The sequence below is a fragment of the Mycobacterium sp. NPDC006124 genome (assembly GCF_040614235.1).
In the GTDB taxonomy this organism is placed as follows: Bacteria; Actinomycetota; Actinomycetes; order Mycobacteriales; family Mycobacteriaceae; genus Mycobacterium.
Map to the genome: position 1 here is coordinate 148,704 of NZ_JBEXUA010000001.1, position 13,001 is coordinate 161,704.

A 13,001-nucleotide genomic window follows, 5' to 3' on the forward strand; every position below is an offset into this window, starting at 1 on the left:
GCGACGACGCCCACTACGTGAACTCACCGAGCATGGAGTGTTGTTAAGTTGGCGTTTCGCAGGATGTCCGGCGTCGTGATGCTGATCGTGGTCATGTTCGGCCGTTCGACCGCGGCGGTTCACGCCCAAGTCGAGGAGGTTCCGGACGTCGTCCGGCAGGTGACCACTATCGATGGGTGGCAGGTGACGCTGTCGCTGACCGACGCGCGATATGACGCCGTACCGAACATGGCCAATGCGCTCCTCTCGAAGGAGGGCTATCTCAGCGGCCGGGTCACGGTGACGGTCGACGGTGCCGGTGATCATCCGATCAACACCGGACAACTGGTGGTAGGCGCACAGCTCGGCTGCCAGGTCAATCTCGACGACGGGCTGGATCTCGGGGTCAACGTCGACACCGACCTCTTCGACAACGACGACAACGAAGTGGGCCTAGGTCCCAGCATCGGGACGACGCTGAAGTCGGGCGGCATCAAGGTGATTGGGTTCGGGGCGAAGGCGCTGAAGGGCTCCACCGCCAGCATCTCCATCCTCGACGCCCACGTGCAAGTGGACCAATGCGGCGGCGCCGTCACGACGCGGCTCTTTGCCTCCGCGATGACCAGTTCGGATACCTCGGACGACGCCCTGAACGTCTACGGCGAAGTGCTCCCGCTGTGAGGGCGGCATGGAGAACGATGGCCGCCCTACTGGCAGCCACGGCCATCGCGATCGGCGTCGCCTGGGTGGCCCATGCCGATGACGACGATGACGACGATGACGACGGACCCGCCAGTAGTTCGATCGAATCATGGCCTCCGACAGAGCTTTCCTGGCCACCTTTGACGGCACCGACGGGCCGCCCCGCCCAGCAGGCGCCACCCGCCGTGCCCGTTCGCTGATACCCATCGGTTACGCGTCTCATACGACATCCACAGACGCACATGGTTTCGTCTACGAACGATGAATGAACGATCAGCGAAAGGCATTGCAGCATTGAAGGACGTGAAGACGTTTCTGGCGCGTAGGTCCTCACCGCCAGCACGCGTACACGACGACGTGCCGCCGGAGCCAACTGGCTTTCAACGGACGGCGAGTCGTCTGCACTCATTCAACCGATACGAGATCAAATACCTCCTCGACGAGTTCAGGGTTGCGGACCTGCGTGCCGAACTCATGGCCCGGATGGCCGCCGATCCGTTCTCGCCGCGGGGTGGATACCCGGTGACCTCGTTGTACTACGACACCGCGGACCTGCGGTTCTACTGGGAGAAGATCGAGGGACTGCGGTTTCGGCGCAAGTTGCGCTTGCGCCTCTACGGCCCGCCGTCCGAATGCGGTGATCACACCCCCGTTCAGGTCGAGATCAAACAACGCGTCAACCGGGTGACACAGAAACGTCGGATCGAATTGCCGTACGGTCTCGCGCGTCGATGGCTGGATACCCGAGAGGTGTTGCAGTGTCACCCCTCTCAGAAGGGATTCGTCGACGAGGTGACGACGTTGGTTGGCAATCTCGACCTACGGCCCATCGTGACGACGGGATATCTGCGGGAAGCGTTCGTCGGACGCGATGCGGACGTGGGCCTGCGTGTGACGATCGACCACCAAGTGCACGGACGTGACCGGGACTTCCACTTTGCCTCCGGAGCGACCAACGAGTTCGTCATTCCGCCCAAGCTGGCCGTCGTCGAGATCAAGGCCAACGAACGCGTGCCGTACTGGGTGACCGATCTCGCGGCACGCACCGACATGTCGGTGATCCGGGTGTCCAAGTACTGCCAGTCCGTCCAGGCCTTCGGCATGGTGCCTCGGTCACGCGACGGAACGCCGGAACTCGTGGCGCCAACATCCTCCGACGTCTTCGCGACGACTCGAACCGAGAACACCACACAACCCGACTCACCTCGAAGGGACGGTCGTCAATGACCATCGACCTGCAAGATCTCAGCGGAACGTTCACGGTACTCGACGTGACGGCGTCGTTGATCCTGTCATTCCTCCTGGCGTCGACCATTGGATGGGTATACCGCTACACGCACAAGAACGTCTCCTACAGCCAGTCCTACGTCCAGACCCTGGTCATGGTGTGCATGGTCATCTCAGTGATCATGCTCGTCGTCGGATCGAACATCGCCCGAGCCTTCGCGCTAGTCGGCGCACTGTCGGTGATCCGATTCCGCAACGCCATCAAGGAGACTCGCGACGTCGGCTTCATCTTCCTGGCCATGGCGGTCGGGATGACCACCGGAACGCGCTTCTATCTGCTGGCCATCGCCGCCACGGTGGTCATCTGCCTGGTGTTGGTGATCATGTACCGGTTCAACTGGTTCAAGCTCGACGTTGCGCGCCAGGTGGTCAAGGTGCAGGTGCCGCCCGAGCCCGAGTATGCCGCCCGGGTCGAGGACGTGCTCATCGAATTCTGCTCGGAGTTCGAGCTGGTCTCGACGGAGTCCGCGCGGTCTGGCGCGCTGAACGAGCTCTACTACACCACGCAGTTGAAGAAGGGGCGCAAGGGAAGCGACCTCATCGCTGCGCTCAGCGCCGTCAACACTGGCCAACGAGTGACCGTGCTGACCGGATACGACCAGACAGACATCTGATGCCGGAGACCAGCCCGACGGTGCGCCACGAGCCACCGCAGAGACGAATCGGCCACCGAGTGCCCGTTCGACTGCGACAGCACTGGAAGGTGCTGTTGCTGTTGGCGACGGTGGCCATCGGATTGACCTCGGTGGTGGGTACTTACCGAATCCAGCCCTACATCACCGGCGACGTGACGATCATGCGCTCGGAGATCACCGACGACATCATGGGGACGGTCGACCTCTTCGACCCCACTGTTTCGCACACGCTCGTCGTCGACGTCTCCGATGCCCAGTATCAACGGATGATCTCGGCCTACGAGAAGGACGGCGACAAGAAGTGGGTGACCGCGAACGTGGTGATCGACGGCACACCGATTGGTGATGCAGCGGTGCGTCTGAAGGGCAACTCGACCCTGATGGGATTGCGCGGTGACGGCGTGCGTCCACCCGGCGCGCCCGAGTCCGGCGGTGCTGGCGCTCCACCGGGTGCCATGTCGGGAATGTCCGCGGCGTCGGCCGAGGACCCCACGACATTGCCCTTGCTGATCAGCTTCGACGAGAACGCAGAGGGTCGCGGCTACCAGGGACTCACCGAGCTGTCGGTGCGACCGGGAACGCCCGTGCTCAACGAAGCGCTGGCACTGTCCCTGACGGCGGCCACCGGGCAGCCCAGTCAGCGCTACGCGTACGCCACCTACACCATCAACGGAAGGACGACGACGCGGCTCCTTCTCGAACACCCCGACGAGGCGTACGCGAACTCGCTGTTCGACACCGACGGGTACCTCTACAAGGCGGATGCCAACTCGCGCATGGAATACCGAGGATCCGACCAATCGCAGTACGCGGGCCAGTTCAAGCAGATCAACGCCGTCGACGACGGAAACCTGCAGCCGATCATCAACTTCCTCGCCTGGCTGGACGGTGCCGACCAGAAGGAGTTCGACGCCCACGTCTCGGACTGGGTGGACACGACTTCTCTTGCGCGATACCTTGCGACCCAGAACCTGCTGGCCAACGGTGACGACATGGGCGGGCCGGGACAGAATTACTACCTCTGGTACGACCTGTCCACGACGAAGATCTCCGTCGTCTCTTGGGATCTGAACCTGGCCATGAACGGTAGTGCCACCACCGGGCCGGATGACGAGGTCGCGATCGGACCGCCACCGGGCACCGTGGTCTCGGGTGCCCCCGGCGCGCCGGACTTCGGGAACCCGCTCAAGACCCGCTTCCTCGAGTCCGACCTCTGGGCGCCTAAGTACCACGACGCGTACTGGCAGTTGTATGACCGCGTCTATGCTGACGGCACCGCGAAGGTGACGCTCGACGACATCGCATCGACGGTGCCCATCACCGATGGCCTTGACGAGGAGCGACTTTCGACCGCTGTCAGCGCTCTCGACACCTGGATCGAGCAGCGCATGGCATCCCTCGATGCGGTGAGATCCGAATGATGACAGACGCGTGGCACCTGCCGGCAAGGAGCGGGACCCGAGGCCTGTCGCAAAGTCACCTCGCCAGTCGGCAGCCCAGGGTGCTCGTCGTCGACGCCGAACGGGTGGTCGCCGAGATGCTGTCGATTGCCCTCAATGCCAGTGGCATACACACGACCACCGCGGGCGACGGTATCTCTGCTCTGTCGGAAGCGCGTCGCGTCAAGCCAGATCTGGCAATAGTCGACCTCAGGTTGCCCGACATGAACGGTCAGCTGCTGCTCGATCGACTGCACGAGTCCAACCCGACGTTGCTGACGCTTCTTCTGCACCAGAGGGGTTCGCGTCCCACGGTGAACGCCGAGCCCCACGGTTGGTTGATGAAGCCCTTCAGCATCGAGGACGCGATGTCGCGGGTGCGAAGAACGCTCCGCAACCATGGCGTGGACCACGAGTCCGTCCGCCCCATCGCGTCGGTCGGCGACCTCGTCCTCGACGAGGAGCATCTGCGCGTGTGGCGTGGAGGAGACCATATCGCCCTGACACCAACCGAATTCGCGCTGATGCGTTTCTTCATCCGCAATCCCTGCCGGGCCCTTGGCATCCGAGAGATCCTCGGCCGGGTATGGCACTACGACTACACGGGGCAGGCCCCGCAGGTGAGGCTCTACGTGTCCTATCTTCGCCGACGAGTCGACGACGGTCGGGACCCGATGATTCATACGTTGCGGAAGACGGGGTACGTCCTGAAACCGGCTCGCGACAGCATCCGCCCGAGCCCACCACCCTCGGTCGTGGGCCGGGCGGGCCGAATCTCGTGACAACCCCAGCCGCGCGGGCGGGCGTCATCGTGCGGTGGCCGTCAGGTCGTACAGCATGACGCCGTCCACCGTGGTCGGGACGTAGTGCTGCTTGACCCAGTCTCCGATCTCGGTGGACTCCGACTTCGCACCCGACTCCGTGCGGAAGGAGGGCATTCCCGGGTGGGGTGACTCAAGGAAGTAGTGGATGCGACCCTCGCCGACGTATTCCTGGAATTGCCGAAGAGTCGGCGCTGGGTCCGCGCCGGCAAAGCCACCGATGGGCATCACCGAATCACCGGTCGCCAGTTGATATCCCGACGCCTCCATGGATCCGATTGCCGCGGCCACCCAGGTGTAGTCCTCGGAATCGGCGGCGAGCAATTCGATCACCTGCTCGGATGGCTTGCCCTGCCCGGGCAAGTGGCCACCATCAGGGGGCTGGGGCAGCCCCCCATTCGTCGAGGGGCCTGCCACGATGATGGGGCCGGTGTGCGCCGTGCCGACGGTCTGGATGCAGTACGCCACCGGGCCGGCGAGTGCCGCGGTGACGGCCACTCCTGCCGCCCACGTCTTGAGGCCGCCCATCGCAAAGGTGAGCCCGGGCCGGGCGGCGACGACCACCAACCCGACCGTCGCCGCCACGCCGAGCACCACGACGATCCAGCGTAGGGCGGGGACGAAGTCCGGTGACCTATCCAGCAAGACCCAGGACCAGCCGGTGGTGATGGCCGCCACGCCGGCCAACAGCATGGTCACCCAACGCTCGTCACGATGACGCCACAGGTGCACCGAGCCCATCCCGACCACCGCAGCCACGCCGGGCGCGAGCGCGACGGTGTAGTAGTCGTGGAAGATTCCCGACATGTAGCTGAACACCAGGCCGGTGACCAGGAGCCAGCCGCCCCAGGCGAGGTACGACGCCCGGATGAGATCGGTGCGGGCTACGCGGCCGCACAGCACCAGTCCGGCGACGAGGAACACCAGGGCGGCGGGCAGCAGCCAGGAGACCTGGGTGGCAGACGCGGAGTCGAACATCCGGGTGATGCCCGCGGAGCCGAACATCGGTGCGCCACCGGGACCCCCGGGGCCGCCGCCAGCGGGGGGACTCGGCAGTCCACCCCCGCCGCCAGCTCCACCACCGAGGATGCGGCCCAGCCCGTTGTACCCGAGTGTCAGCTGCAGGAAGCTGTCGTCGGAGGATCCTCCGATGTAGGGGCGATCTCCTCGCGGCCACAGTTCGACCAGCGCCACCCACCAACCGGCGGTCGCCATGGCTGCGGCCAAGCCGGCGAGGAGTTGAAGCAGCCGTGTTCGCAACCGCGGCGGTGCGGCGAGCAGATAGGCGGCTGCAAGACCCGGCATGATCAGGACGACTTGCAGCTGTTTGGTGAGAAAGCCGAGGCCGATCAGCGCACCGCACAGCACGACCCAGCGCGTACGGCCGTTCTCGATCCCGCGCAGCAGTGCCCACGTCGCGGCCACCATGAGGAAGACGAGCAGTGCGTCGGGGTTGTCGTAGCGGAACATCAACGTGGCGACCGGCGTCAGCGCGAGCACGGCGCCGGCGATCAAGCCTGCGGCTGGTCCGAAAGACCGACGGACGCAGGAATATACGAGTGCCACCGATGCGACGCCGAGCAGTACCTGGGGGACGAGGATCGCCCAGGAGTCGACCCCGAACAATCGCGCGCTGATCTCCATCACCCACAACGACGCGGGCGGTTTGTCCACCGTGATCGTGTTCGCCGCGTCAGACGATCCGAACAGGAATGCCTTCCAGTCTTGCGTGCCCGCCTGAACGGCGGCGGCGTAGAACGAATTGCCCCAGCCATTTCGGCTGAGTCCGATCGTCCAGAACGTTGCGGTGCCGACGAGAAGTGCGGTCAATGCGAGCCCGGTCCACGGGGGCCGTCGCGCGACGCCCTTCGCTCCCAAGGCATCGTCGTCGTTCTCCGTAGCTGGTGCTGCGGTCGTCATCGCATCCCTCGTGGTCGGTGCTTCGGTCTGGCGGCGTTCCGAACCAGGTGCCAAGGATCATGCAACGTGCACATGTGCATCCTCTAGGCGAAGTATTTGTGCCCGCTGTGGATGGCATCGCGGCGCGACGACCTCATACAACCCCGAGCCAGACGTCCGTTTCATGCAACACCCACAGGTTCAAGACGGTGATCGATTCGTGTTCCAAACGTGACCAGAGTGACAGAACGTTATCCGCGTGCCGCCAATTCTTCACTCTCGGCGGACCCCACCGGACGACGGGAACACCGCACGAATGACTACCGAGACCCTCACCTCCACCCTCCCCGCGAGCACGCCAACCCACCGAGGTGGCGCACGTTCCACCACAGCTGCCCTACGACTTCTCGTATCGGCGACGGCCGCGGTCGGGTTCGCGATGGCGGTTCCTGCAACCGCCGGCGCCGATGCGGGAGACTCGTCCCTGCTCGGCGACTTCGGAATCGGCAACGACGGCGCGCTCAGCCAGCTCATCGCACAGTTCGCAACGTCGTTGTGCCCCATGCTGGTGCAACCGGGCAGCCAGGTCGTCAGTACGGTGACGACCGCGGGGGGCCACGGTGGGCTGGGATCGCAGCTTGCCGGCGGGATCGCCGGCTTGGCGATCCAATCCCAGTGCCCAAACTTCATGACGTCCTTGGCAAATGGCGACTTCTCGGTCTTGAGCAACGCAGCGAACATGCTGGGATTGGCAACGCCAAGTGTCGGCCCACTGTCGTCCGTGACCGGTGCCCTGCCGGGCATCGTCGCCACGCCCGGCACGTGAGCGAGGGTCGAAATGTCTAGCCAGCATGGAGATCACAAGTCGGCGATGGGCTTCCTCGTTCCGTTGGCCGTCGTCTCGATGTGGGCTGCGGCGCCGACACCGGCGTACGCAGACACCGGGACTGACCCCGTCCTCAACGCAACCGCTCCTCCCGGTGCGTCGACCACTGGAGCGGACCCCTCATCCTCTCTGGGTACCTCGATCTGCACGGCGATCCGGCAACCCGGTGAGACCATGACGTCGATCGCATCCGCTCTCGCCGCCCGAGATGGCACCTCCCCACGGATCTCCAGGATCTTGACCGGACTCTCCGTCAGTCTCTACTGCCCGACGATGATGTCGACCTTGCCGGGCGAGGAATGGCTGAGCCTGCTCGGGGCGGGGTCCTGAACTCCCGGCGACCGTTCGAATCCGTTGGCGGGATTAGATCTTGCCCCCGGGGAACATCGTCTTGACGGCCTGGGTGATGTTCGCACGGGCGGTTGCGGCGCTGGTGGGGTCCAGAGAGCTGATGGCCATCAGATAGCGGCGGTCGGGTCCGATCGCGCCGGTGGACACGTGCAGCTGATTCGACCCGCTCCAGCAGCAGAACCAGCCCTGCTTGACCGCGACGGTCTCGGCATACAGGCCCTCGGGTATGCCGAATCGCTGCGGATATCCGTCGGTCCCCGTCGGCGTCGACTGCGCCAGATTGGCCATGATGACGGTGGCTTGCTCGGGCGGCAACCCACCCGTGCCGTCCAGCAGCATGGCGTAGTAGCGGACGAGATCGCTCGCGGTGCTTTGGGTGACGTCCCAGTGGCCGTTGTACGGCGCGACCGTGCTGGTCAACCCGTACCGGGCCACCACGCGTCCGATGATCGCGTTTCCGCCGTCGCGGTCCCAGAAGTTCTGGGCCGCAGTGTCATCGGATGACCGCAGCATGACGTCCAGTGACTTGCGGTCGGCGTCGGAGAGTTGAGTCTTGCCGTCGGCGACCTGCTTCAACAGGTCGTCGGCGATGAACAGCTTGACGACCGAGGCGATGGGGAAGGGCGCATTGCTCCCGTTGGAGACGATCTGGCCGGTGTCCCGGTCCATCACCACGGTCTCGATGTCCGCCCCGACCGCGGCTGCGTCGGCGGTGGCCTGGCGCACCCGAGCGTCGAGTCCCTCCAGCGGCGCCACGTTCACGGCAGGGGGTGCCGCGGGAAGCATCGGGCTGGAGGCGGGCGGGTTGGTCTGCGTGGCCGCGGGCGGAGGCGAACCCCAGACCCGAGCCTCGCAGCCGTTGACGAGCAGTATCGCCAGGCAGACGGTTGCCGCCCGCGTGATGGTCTGCTTCGCGCGCCGCTGACCCATGAAGCCCCCTTGGAGAAGATCGTTCTGGCCAGCCTAATCGGCCGGAGCGCCGTACGGCGGCCGTGCGGCCCCGCTCTAGTGACTCACGGGGGTGACGACGTGTCGTCTCTCGTGGTCGAAGACCACGTCGGTGCGGACTCCGGCCACCTCGCGCCGCTTGGTCAACGAGTCGAGCACGAAGTCCCGCAGCGCCTGAGTCGACGACACCGCGACGTGGACGAGAACGTCCTCTGCGCCGGTGGTGACGAACACCTGCAGGGTCTCCGGCAACGTGAGGACGAAGTTCCTGAACCCCAAGACCACCTCGCGGGATTGGGGGCGCAGTCGCACCGTGATCATTGCTTGAACGGGCCGGCCCAGCCGGGCGGGGTCGACGACGAAGTGCACACCCGACAACACGCCGCTCTGCCGCAATGCGCGTACCCGTTCCAGGGTGGTCGACGGCGAGACGCCGAGTTCCGCGGCAAGGTCGCGATTGCTGCGCCGACCATCTGCCTGCAACGCGGCCACGATGGCCGCATCCAATTCGTCCACGTGACGATCGTCGCACGACTGACCGAATTAAATTCGGTGAAGGATGGCATCGGCAGCATGCATGTCTAGCGTGACCACCATGACCGAACTAACGACGCCTGTCGACTCTTCGGACCGAACCACTCGCCTGCTTAGCAAGATCGCCGTCGTGCTCGACGAGGACCTTCCAACGTGGCAGAAGCTCAACGTGACCGCGTTCGTGGCCAGCGGGATCGCAGCAAGTGCCGCCGACTCCATCGGAGAGCGGTACGAGGACGCCGACGGCACCGGATACACCCCGATGTTCGGTCAGCCCGTCATGGTGTTCGGCACCGACAAGGCGCATCTGCTCCGCACACTCAACCGGGCGGTCGACCGCGGCGTGACACCGGCCATCTTCACCACGGCGCTGTTCGGGACCGGTGACGACGAGGCCAACCGGGCCGCCGTAGCTGCCGTTCGACGCCCCGAGCTAGACGTGGTCGGTCTGGCGATCCGAGGTGAGCGCAAGGTCGTGGACAAGATCGTCGACGGACTGAGACTTCACCGCTGATCGCGCGGGCGACCCCGGGGATCGTCGGTGGTCGCCAGAACTAGCTCACCCTGAACCGGGGTCAGTACCGGCCGGGGATCCAGTTCGTCCCCGCCAGCGGCACCCGGGCCATCGCCGAGGCCTCGACGGTGAGGGCGACGAGGTCCTCGGGTTCGAGGTTGCGGAGATGGGACTTGCCGCACGCCCGCGCCAGCGTCTGCGCCTCCATCGTCAACACCCGCAGGTAATTCGCCAGCCGTCGCCCGCCGGCGACCGGGTCGAGATTCTTCGCGAGCTCTGGATCCTGGGTCGTGATGCCGGCCGGGTCGCGGCCAGCCTGGAAGTCGTCGTAGAAGCCGGCCGCAGATCCCAACTCACCGTATTCCCTCGCGAAGCGAGGGCTGTTGTCGCCCAGAGCAATCAACGCTGCGGTGCCGATGGCGACGGCGTCGGCCCCGAGCGCCATCGCCTTGGCGACGTCGGCGCCGCTGCGAATGCCGCCCGAGACGATCAGCTGGACCGATCGGTGCACGCCCATCTCCTGCAAGGCCTGCACCGCCTGCGGTATGGCCGCGAGCGTCGGAATGCCGACGTGCTCGATGAACACCTCCTGGGTGGCCGCGGTGCCGCCCTGCATGCCGTCGACGACGACGACGTCGGCCCCGGCCTTGACCGCGAGTTTGACGTCGTAGTAGGTCCGAGTCGCTCCGACCTTGACGTAGATCGGCTTCTCCCAGTTGGTGATCTCGCGCAACTCGAGGATCTTGATGGCGAGATCGTCGGGCCCGGTCCAGTCGGGATGGCGGCAGGCGCTGCGCTGGTCGACGCCCATCGGCAGCGTCCGCATGCCCGCCACCCGCTCGGTGATCTTCTGTCCCAACAGCATTCCGCCACCACCGGGCTTGGCGCCCTGGCCGAGGACGATCTCGATCGCGTCGGCCTTGCGAAGGTCGACCGGGTTCATCCCGTATCGCGACGGCAGGTACTGGTAGACGAGGTGTTTGGACTGTCCCCGCTCCTCGGGCGTCATCCCGCCGTCACCGGTCGTGGTGGACGTGCCGACCTCGCTGGCGCCGCGGCCCAGCGCCTCCTTGGCCTGCCCCGACAGCGCGCCAAAGCTCATGCCCGCGATGGTGATCGGAATGTCCAGGTGAAGAGGGAACTTCGCATGCGTGTCGCCCAGCACGACGTCGGTCTCGCACTTCTCGCGGTAACCCTCGAGTGGATAACGCGAGACCGACGCGCCGAGGAACAGCAGGTCGTCGAAGTGTGGAAGCGTGCGCTTGGCGCCCCATCCGCGGATGTCGTAGATGCCGGTCTCGGCGGCACGCTGGATCTCGGCGATCACACTGCGGTCGAAGGTGGCGGACTCGCGCAGCGGCGTCGAGGGTGTGGGTGTCGTCATGACCGGGCTCTCCTAGTACGCGCTGGCGTTGTCGACGTGGAAGTTGTACAACTGGCGGGCAGACCCGTAGCGGGTGAACTCGGTTGGCTCGTAGTGCATCCCGGCCGCCTCGAGCAGCTGCGCGAGCTCGACGAGGTGTTCTTCGCGCATCTCCTTCGCGACGCAGTCGGCGCCCAGCGAGGCCACGCTGCCGCGGACGTAGAGACGGGCCTCGTAGATCGAATCGCCCAGGGCCTCGCCGGCGTCGCCGCAGACGACCAAGCGTCCGGCCTGACCCATGAAGGCGCTCATGTGGCCGACATTGCCACCGACGACGACGTCGACCCCCTTCATCGAGATACCGCAGCGCGCAGCGGCGTTGCCGTCGACGATCAGCATGCCCCCGTGGGCGGTCGCCCCTGCCGACTGCGAGGCGTCGCCCTTGACGTGCACGCGCCCCGACATCATGTTCTCCGCCACGCCCACGCCTGCGTTCCCGTTCACGGTGACGGTGGCCTTCTGATTCATGCCTGCGCAGTAGTAGCCGACGTGGCCGTCGACGGTGACCTCGAGTTCGGCGTCGAGGCCGCAGGCCAAGGCATGTGCGCCGTCGGGGTGAGTGACGGTGAGCCTCTTGGGGGCACCCGGGGAGCTGAGCAACTCGTTGACCTCGCGGGTGCTCGACGTCCGAAGGTCGACGACGCCGCTCGTCGCCGGGGTCGTGGTGCTCACTGTCGGTGCCATGCGTAGACCTCTTCCGGCTCGGGTTCGAAGATTCGGGCGGCCTCGACGCCAGGCAAGTGCGCGAGGGCGCGGTACTCCGACGCCATGGCCACCCAGCGGTCGGTCTCGGCGACGATCGCCGGCTTGCACGCGATGGCGTCGCGGACGACCGCGAACGAGTCGCTGGTGGAGACCAACAGCGTGTAGAAGCCGTCGAACGTCTCGTTGAGCATCAGCAGCGCCTTCTCCAGATCGACCCCCTCGGCAAGCTGTCTCGCGACGTACCGCGCGCCCACCTCGGTGTCGTTCTCGCTGTCGAAGCCGACCCCCGCGCGTTCGAGTTCGTGCTTGATCGACATGTGATTGGAGAACGACCCGTTGTGCACCAGACACTGGTCCGGGCCGACGGCGAACGGATGCGACCCCTCGGCGGTGACGGCCGATTCGGTGGCCATCCGGGTGTGGGCGACCCCCTGCCATCCGCTGGCCGTGCGCAGACCGAAGCGGTCGGCGAGCTCCGTGGGGTTGCCCATGCCCTTGAGCACGGTCAGATGCTCGCCGAATCCGATCACCCGCGCGGTGGGCACGGCAGACCGGACTGCTGCGGTCAGTACCTCGGTCGCCACGGCGGCATGCACCACGATGGTCGGGTCGAGGTCGTGCCCGGTGACCGGTGTGGTCAGTAGGGCGCCGAGTTGGCGCGCGAGTTCAGTTGCGGGAAGGGGGGAGTCGAGCAGCGAGACGGTCGACTCGCCGTCGGGTGACCAGGTGGGGTCGCCGTAGACGGCCATTCCGGCGGAGTCGGGCCCGCGGTCACACATGGCGTCAAGCATCCCGGACAACAGCGCACCCAAGCGGGGGTGCAGCGTGGCGTCGCGCAGGTGAAGTCCGACGATTCCACACATGGATTTCCTCCTGGA

The 13,001-nt window shown here is 65.7% G+C and carries 14 protein-coding genes; 8 read left to right on the forward strand and 6 right to left on the reverse strand.

Annotated features, from left to right (window positions below; genetic code table 11):
• The first annotated feature begins 63 nt into the window (after positions 1-63).
• The 5 genes from ABZ195_RS00710 to ABZ195_RS00730 all read left to right on the forward strand — a co-directional run bounded on the left by ABZ195_RS00710 (position 64) and on the right by ABZ195_RS00730 (position 4,824).
• Positions 64-660 carry an MspA family porin gene (locus tag ABZ195_RS00710; protein WP_355213933.1) on the forward strand — a complete coding sequence of 199 codons (597 nt, stop codon included), beginning with the start codon at positions 64-66 and terminating at the stop codon, positions 658-660.
• A 324-nt stretch (positions 661-984) separates the two neighbouring features.
• Positions 985-1,908 (forward strand): polyphosphate polymerase domain-containing protein, encoded by a 924-nt coding sequence (locus tag ABZ195_RS00715; protein WP_355213935.1) that lies wholly within the window; start codon positions 985-987, stop codon positions 1,906-1,908.
• Entirely contained in the window at positions 1,905-2,582 is a 678-nt protein-coding gene (locus tag ABZ195_RS00720) for a DUF4956 domain-containing protein (RefSeq protein ID WP_355213937.1), read from the forward strand. Before ABZ195_RS00715 ends, ABZ195_RS00720 begins: the two co-directional genes overlap by 4 nt.
• Entirely contained in the window at positions 2,582-4,024 is a 1,443-nt protein-coding gene (locus tag ABZ195_RS00725; protein ID WP_355213938.1) for a CotH kinase family protein, read from the forward strand. Before ABZ195_RS00720 ends, ABZ195_RS00725 begins: the two co-directional genes overlap by 1 nt.
• Positions 4,021-4,824, forward strand: coding sequence for a response regulator transcription factor (locus ABZ195_RS00730; protein WP_355213940.1), 804 nt, complete (start codon positions 4,021-4,023; stop codon positions 4,822-4,824). Before ABZ195_RS00725 ends, ABZ195_RS00730 begins: the two co-directional genes overlap by 4 nt.
• 24 nt (positions 4,825-4,848) lie before the next feature.
• Here the strand turns inward: ABZ195_RS00730 and ABZ195_RS00735 are convergent, their stop codons facing one another.
• A complete protein-coding gene (locus ABZ195_RS00735; RefSeq protein ID WP_355213941.1) occupies positions 4,849-6,783 on the reverse strand; it encodes a glycosyltransferase family 39 protein in 1,935 nt (644 codons plus the stop codon).
• A gap of 418 nt (positions 6,784-7,201) precedes the next feature.
• Here ABZ195_RS00735 and ABZ195_RS00740 point away from each other — a divergent pair, with 418 nt between their 5' ends.
• The gene (locus ABZ195_RS00740; protein WP_355213943.1) at positions 7,202-7,588 is read left to right on the forward strand and encodes a hypothetical protein; all 387 of its coding nucleotides are present in this window, start codon (positions 7,202-7,204) and stop codon (positions 7,586-7,588) included.
• Positions 7,589-7,600: 12 nt separating this feature from the next.
• Positions 7,601-7,978 (forward strand): DUF732 domain-containing protein, encoded by a 378-nt coding sequence (locus ABZ195_RS00745; RefSeq protein WP_355213945.1) that lies wholly within the window; start codon positions 7,601-7,603, stop codon positions 7,976-7,978.
• Positions 7,979-8,011: 33 nt separating this feature from the next.
• Here ABZ195_RS00745 and ABZ195_RS00750 read toward each other — a convergent pair whose 3' ends face one another.
• Together ABZ195_RS00750 and ABZ195_RS00755 are read right to left on the reverse strand one after the other, a co-directional pair.
• Positions 8,012-8,929, reverse strand: coding sequence for a serine hydrolase (locus tag ABZ195_RS00750; RefSeq protein ID WP_355213947.1), 918 nt, complete (start codon positions 8,927-8,929; stop codon positions 8,012-8,014).
• Positions 8,930-9,004: 75 nt separating this feature from the next.
• Positions 9,005-9,463, reverse strand: coding sequence for an Lrp/AsnC family transcriptional regulator (locus tag ABZ195_RS00755; protein ID WP_355213949.1), 459 nt, complete (start codon positions 9,461-9,463; stop codon positions 9,005-9,007).
• 79 nt (positions 9,464-9,542) lie between these two features.
• Here ABZ195_RS00755 and ABZ195_RS00760 point away from each other — a divergent pair, with 79 nt between their 5' ends.
• Positions 9,543-9,995 (forward strand): DUF2000 domain-containing protein, encoded by a 453-nt coding sequence (locus ABZ195_RS00760; RefSeq protein WP_355213951.1) that lies wholly within the window; start codon positions 9,543-9,545, stop codon positions 9,993-9,995.
• Positions 9,996-10,056: 61 nt separating this feature from the next.
• Here the strand turns inward: ABZ195_RS00760 and ABZ195_RS00765 are convergent, their stop codons facing one another.
• Genes ABZ195_RS00765 through ABZ195_RS00775 form a run of 3 tightly spaced genes read right to left on the reverse strand, consistent with a single transcriptional unit; the run spans position 10,057 to position 12,986 of the window.
• Positions 10,057-11,379 (reverse strand): FMN-binding glutamate synthase family protein, encoded by a 1,323-nt coding sequence (locus tag ABZ195_RS00765; protein ID WP_355213953.1) that lies wholly within the window; start codon positions 11,377-11,379, stop codon positions 10,057-10,059.
• A gap of 12 nt (positions 11,380-11,391) precedes the next feature.
• Complete coding sequence (locus tag ABZ195_RS00770) at positions 11,392-12,102, reverse strand: protein glxC (RefSeq protein ID WP_355213955.1); 711 nt, start codon at positions 12,100-12,102, stop codon at positions 11,392-11,394.
• Complete coding sequence (locus ABZ195_RS00775; protein ID WP_355213957.1) at positions 12,087-12,986, reverse strand: glutamine amidotransferase family protein; 900 nt, start codon at positions 12,984-12,986, stop codon at positions 12,087-12,089. The genes ABZ195_RS00770 and ABZ195_RS00775 overlap by 16 nt, the downstream gene beginning before the upstream one ends.
• Positions 12,987-13,001 lie beyond the last annotated feature (15 nt).

What these genes read in the sequence shown, in the direction of transcription:
- ABZ195_RS00740 (WP_355213943.1), top strand. Translation starts at nt 7,202, where the DNA reads ATGGCGGTTCCTGCAACCGCCGGCGCCGATGCGGGAGACTCGTCCCTG.
- ABZ195_RS00725 (WP_355213938.1), top strand. Translation starts at nt 2,582, where the DNA reads ATGCCGGAGACCAGCCCGACGGTGCGCCACGAGCCACCGCAGAGACGA.
- ABZ195_RS00735 (WP_355213941.1), bottom strand. Translation starts at nt 6,783, where the DNA reads ATGACGACCGCAGCACCAGCTACGGAGAACGACGACGATGCCTTGGGA.
- ABZ195_RS00750 (WP_355213947.1), bottom strand. Translation starts at nt 8,929, where the DNA reads ATGGGTCAGCGGCGCGCGAAGCAGACCATCACGCGGGCGGCAACCGTC.
- ABZ195_RS00775 (WP_355213957.1), bottom strand. Translation starts at nt 12,986, where the DNA reads ATGTGTGGAATCGTCGGACTTCACCTGCGCGACGCCACGCTGCACCCC.
- ABZ195_RS00765 (WP_355213953.1), bottom strand. Translation starts at nt 11,379, where the DNA reads ATGACGACACCCACACCCTCGACGCCGCTGCGCGAGTCCGCCACCTTC.
- ABZ195_RS00745 (WP_355213945.1), top strand. Translation starts at nt 7,601, where the DNA reads ATGTCTAGCCAGCATGGAGATCACAAGTCGGCGATGGGCTTCCTCGTT.
- ABZ195_RS00710 (WP_355213933.1), top strand. Translation starts at nt 64, where the DNA reads ATGTCCGGCGTCGTGATGCTGATCGTGGTCATGTTCGGCCGTTCGACC.
- ABZ195_RS00730 (WP_355213940.1), top strand. Translation starts at nt 4,021, where the DNA reads ATGATGACAGACGCGTGGCACCTGCCGGCAAGGAGCGGGACCCGAGGC.
- ABZ195_RS00760 (WP_355213951.1), top strand. Translation starts at nt 9,543, where the DNA reads ATGACCGAACTAACGACGCCTGTCGACTCTTCGGACCGAACCACTCGC.
- ABZ195_RS00770 (WP_355213955.1), bottom strand. Translation starts at nt 12,102, where the DNA reads ATGGCACCGACAGTGAGCACCACGACCCCGGCGACGAGCGGCGTCGTC.
- ABZ195_RS00720 (WP_355213937.1), top strand. Translation starts at nt 1,905, where the DNA reads ATGACCATCGACCTGCAAGATCTCAGCGGAACGTTCACGGTACTCGAC.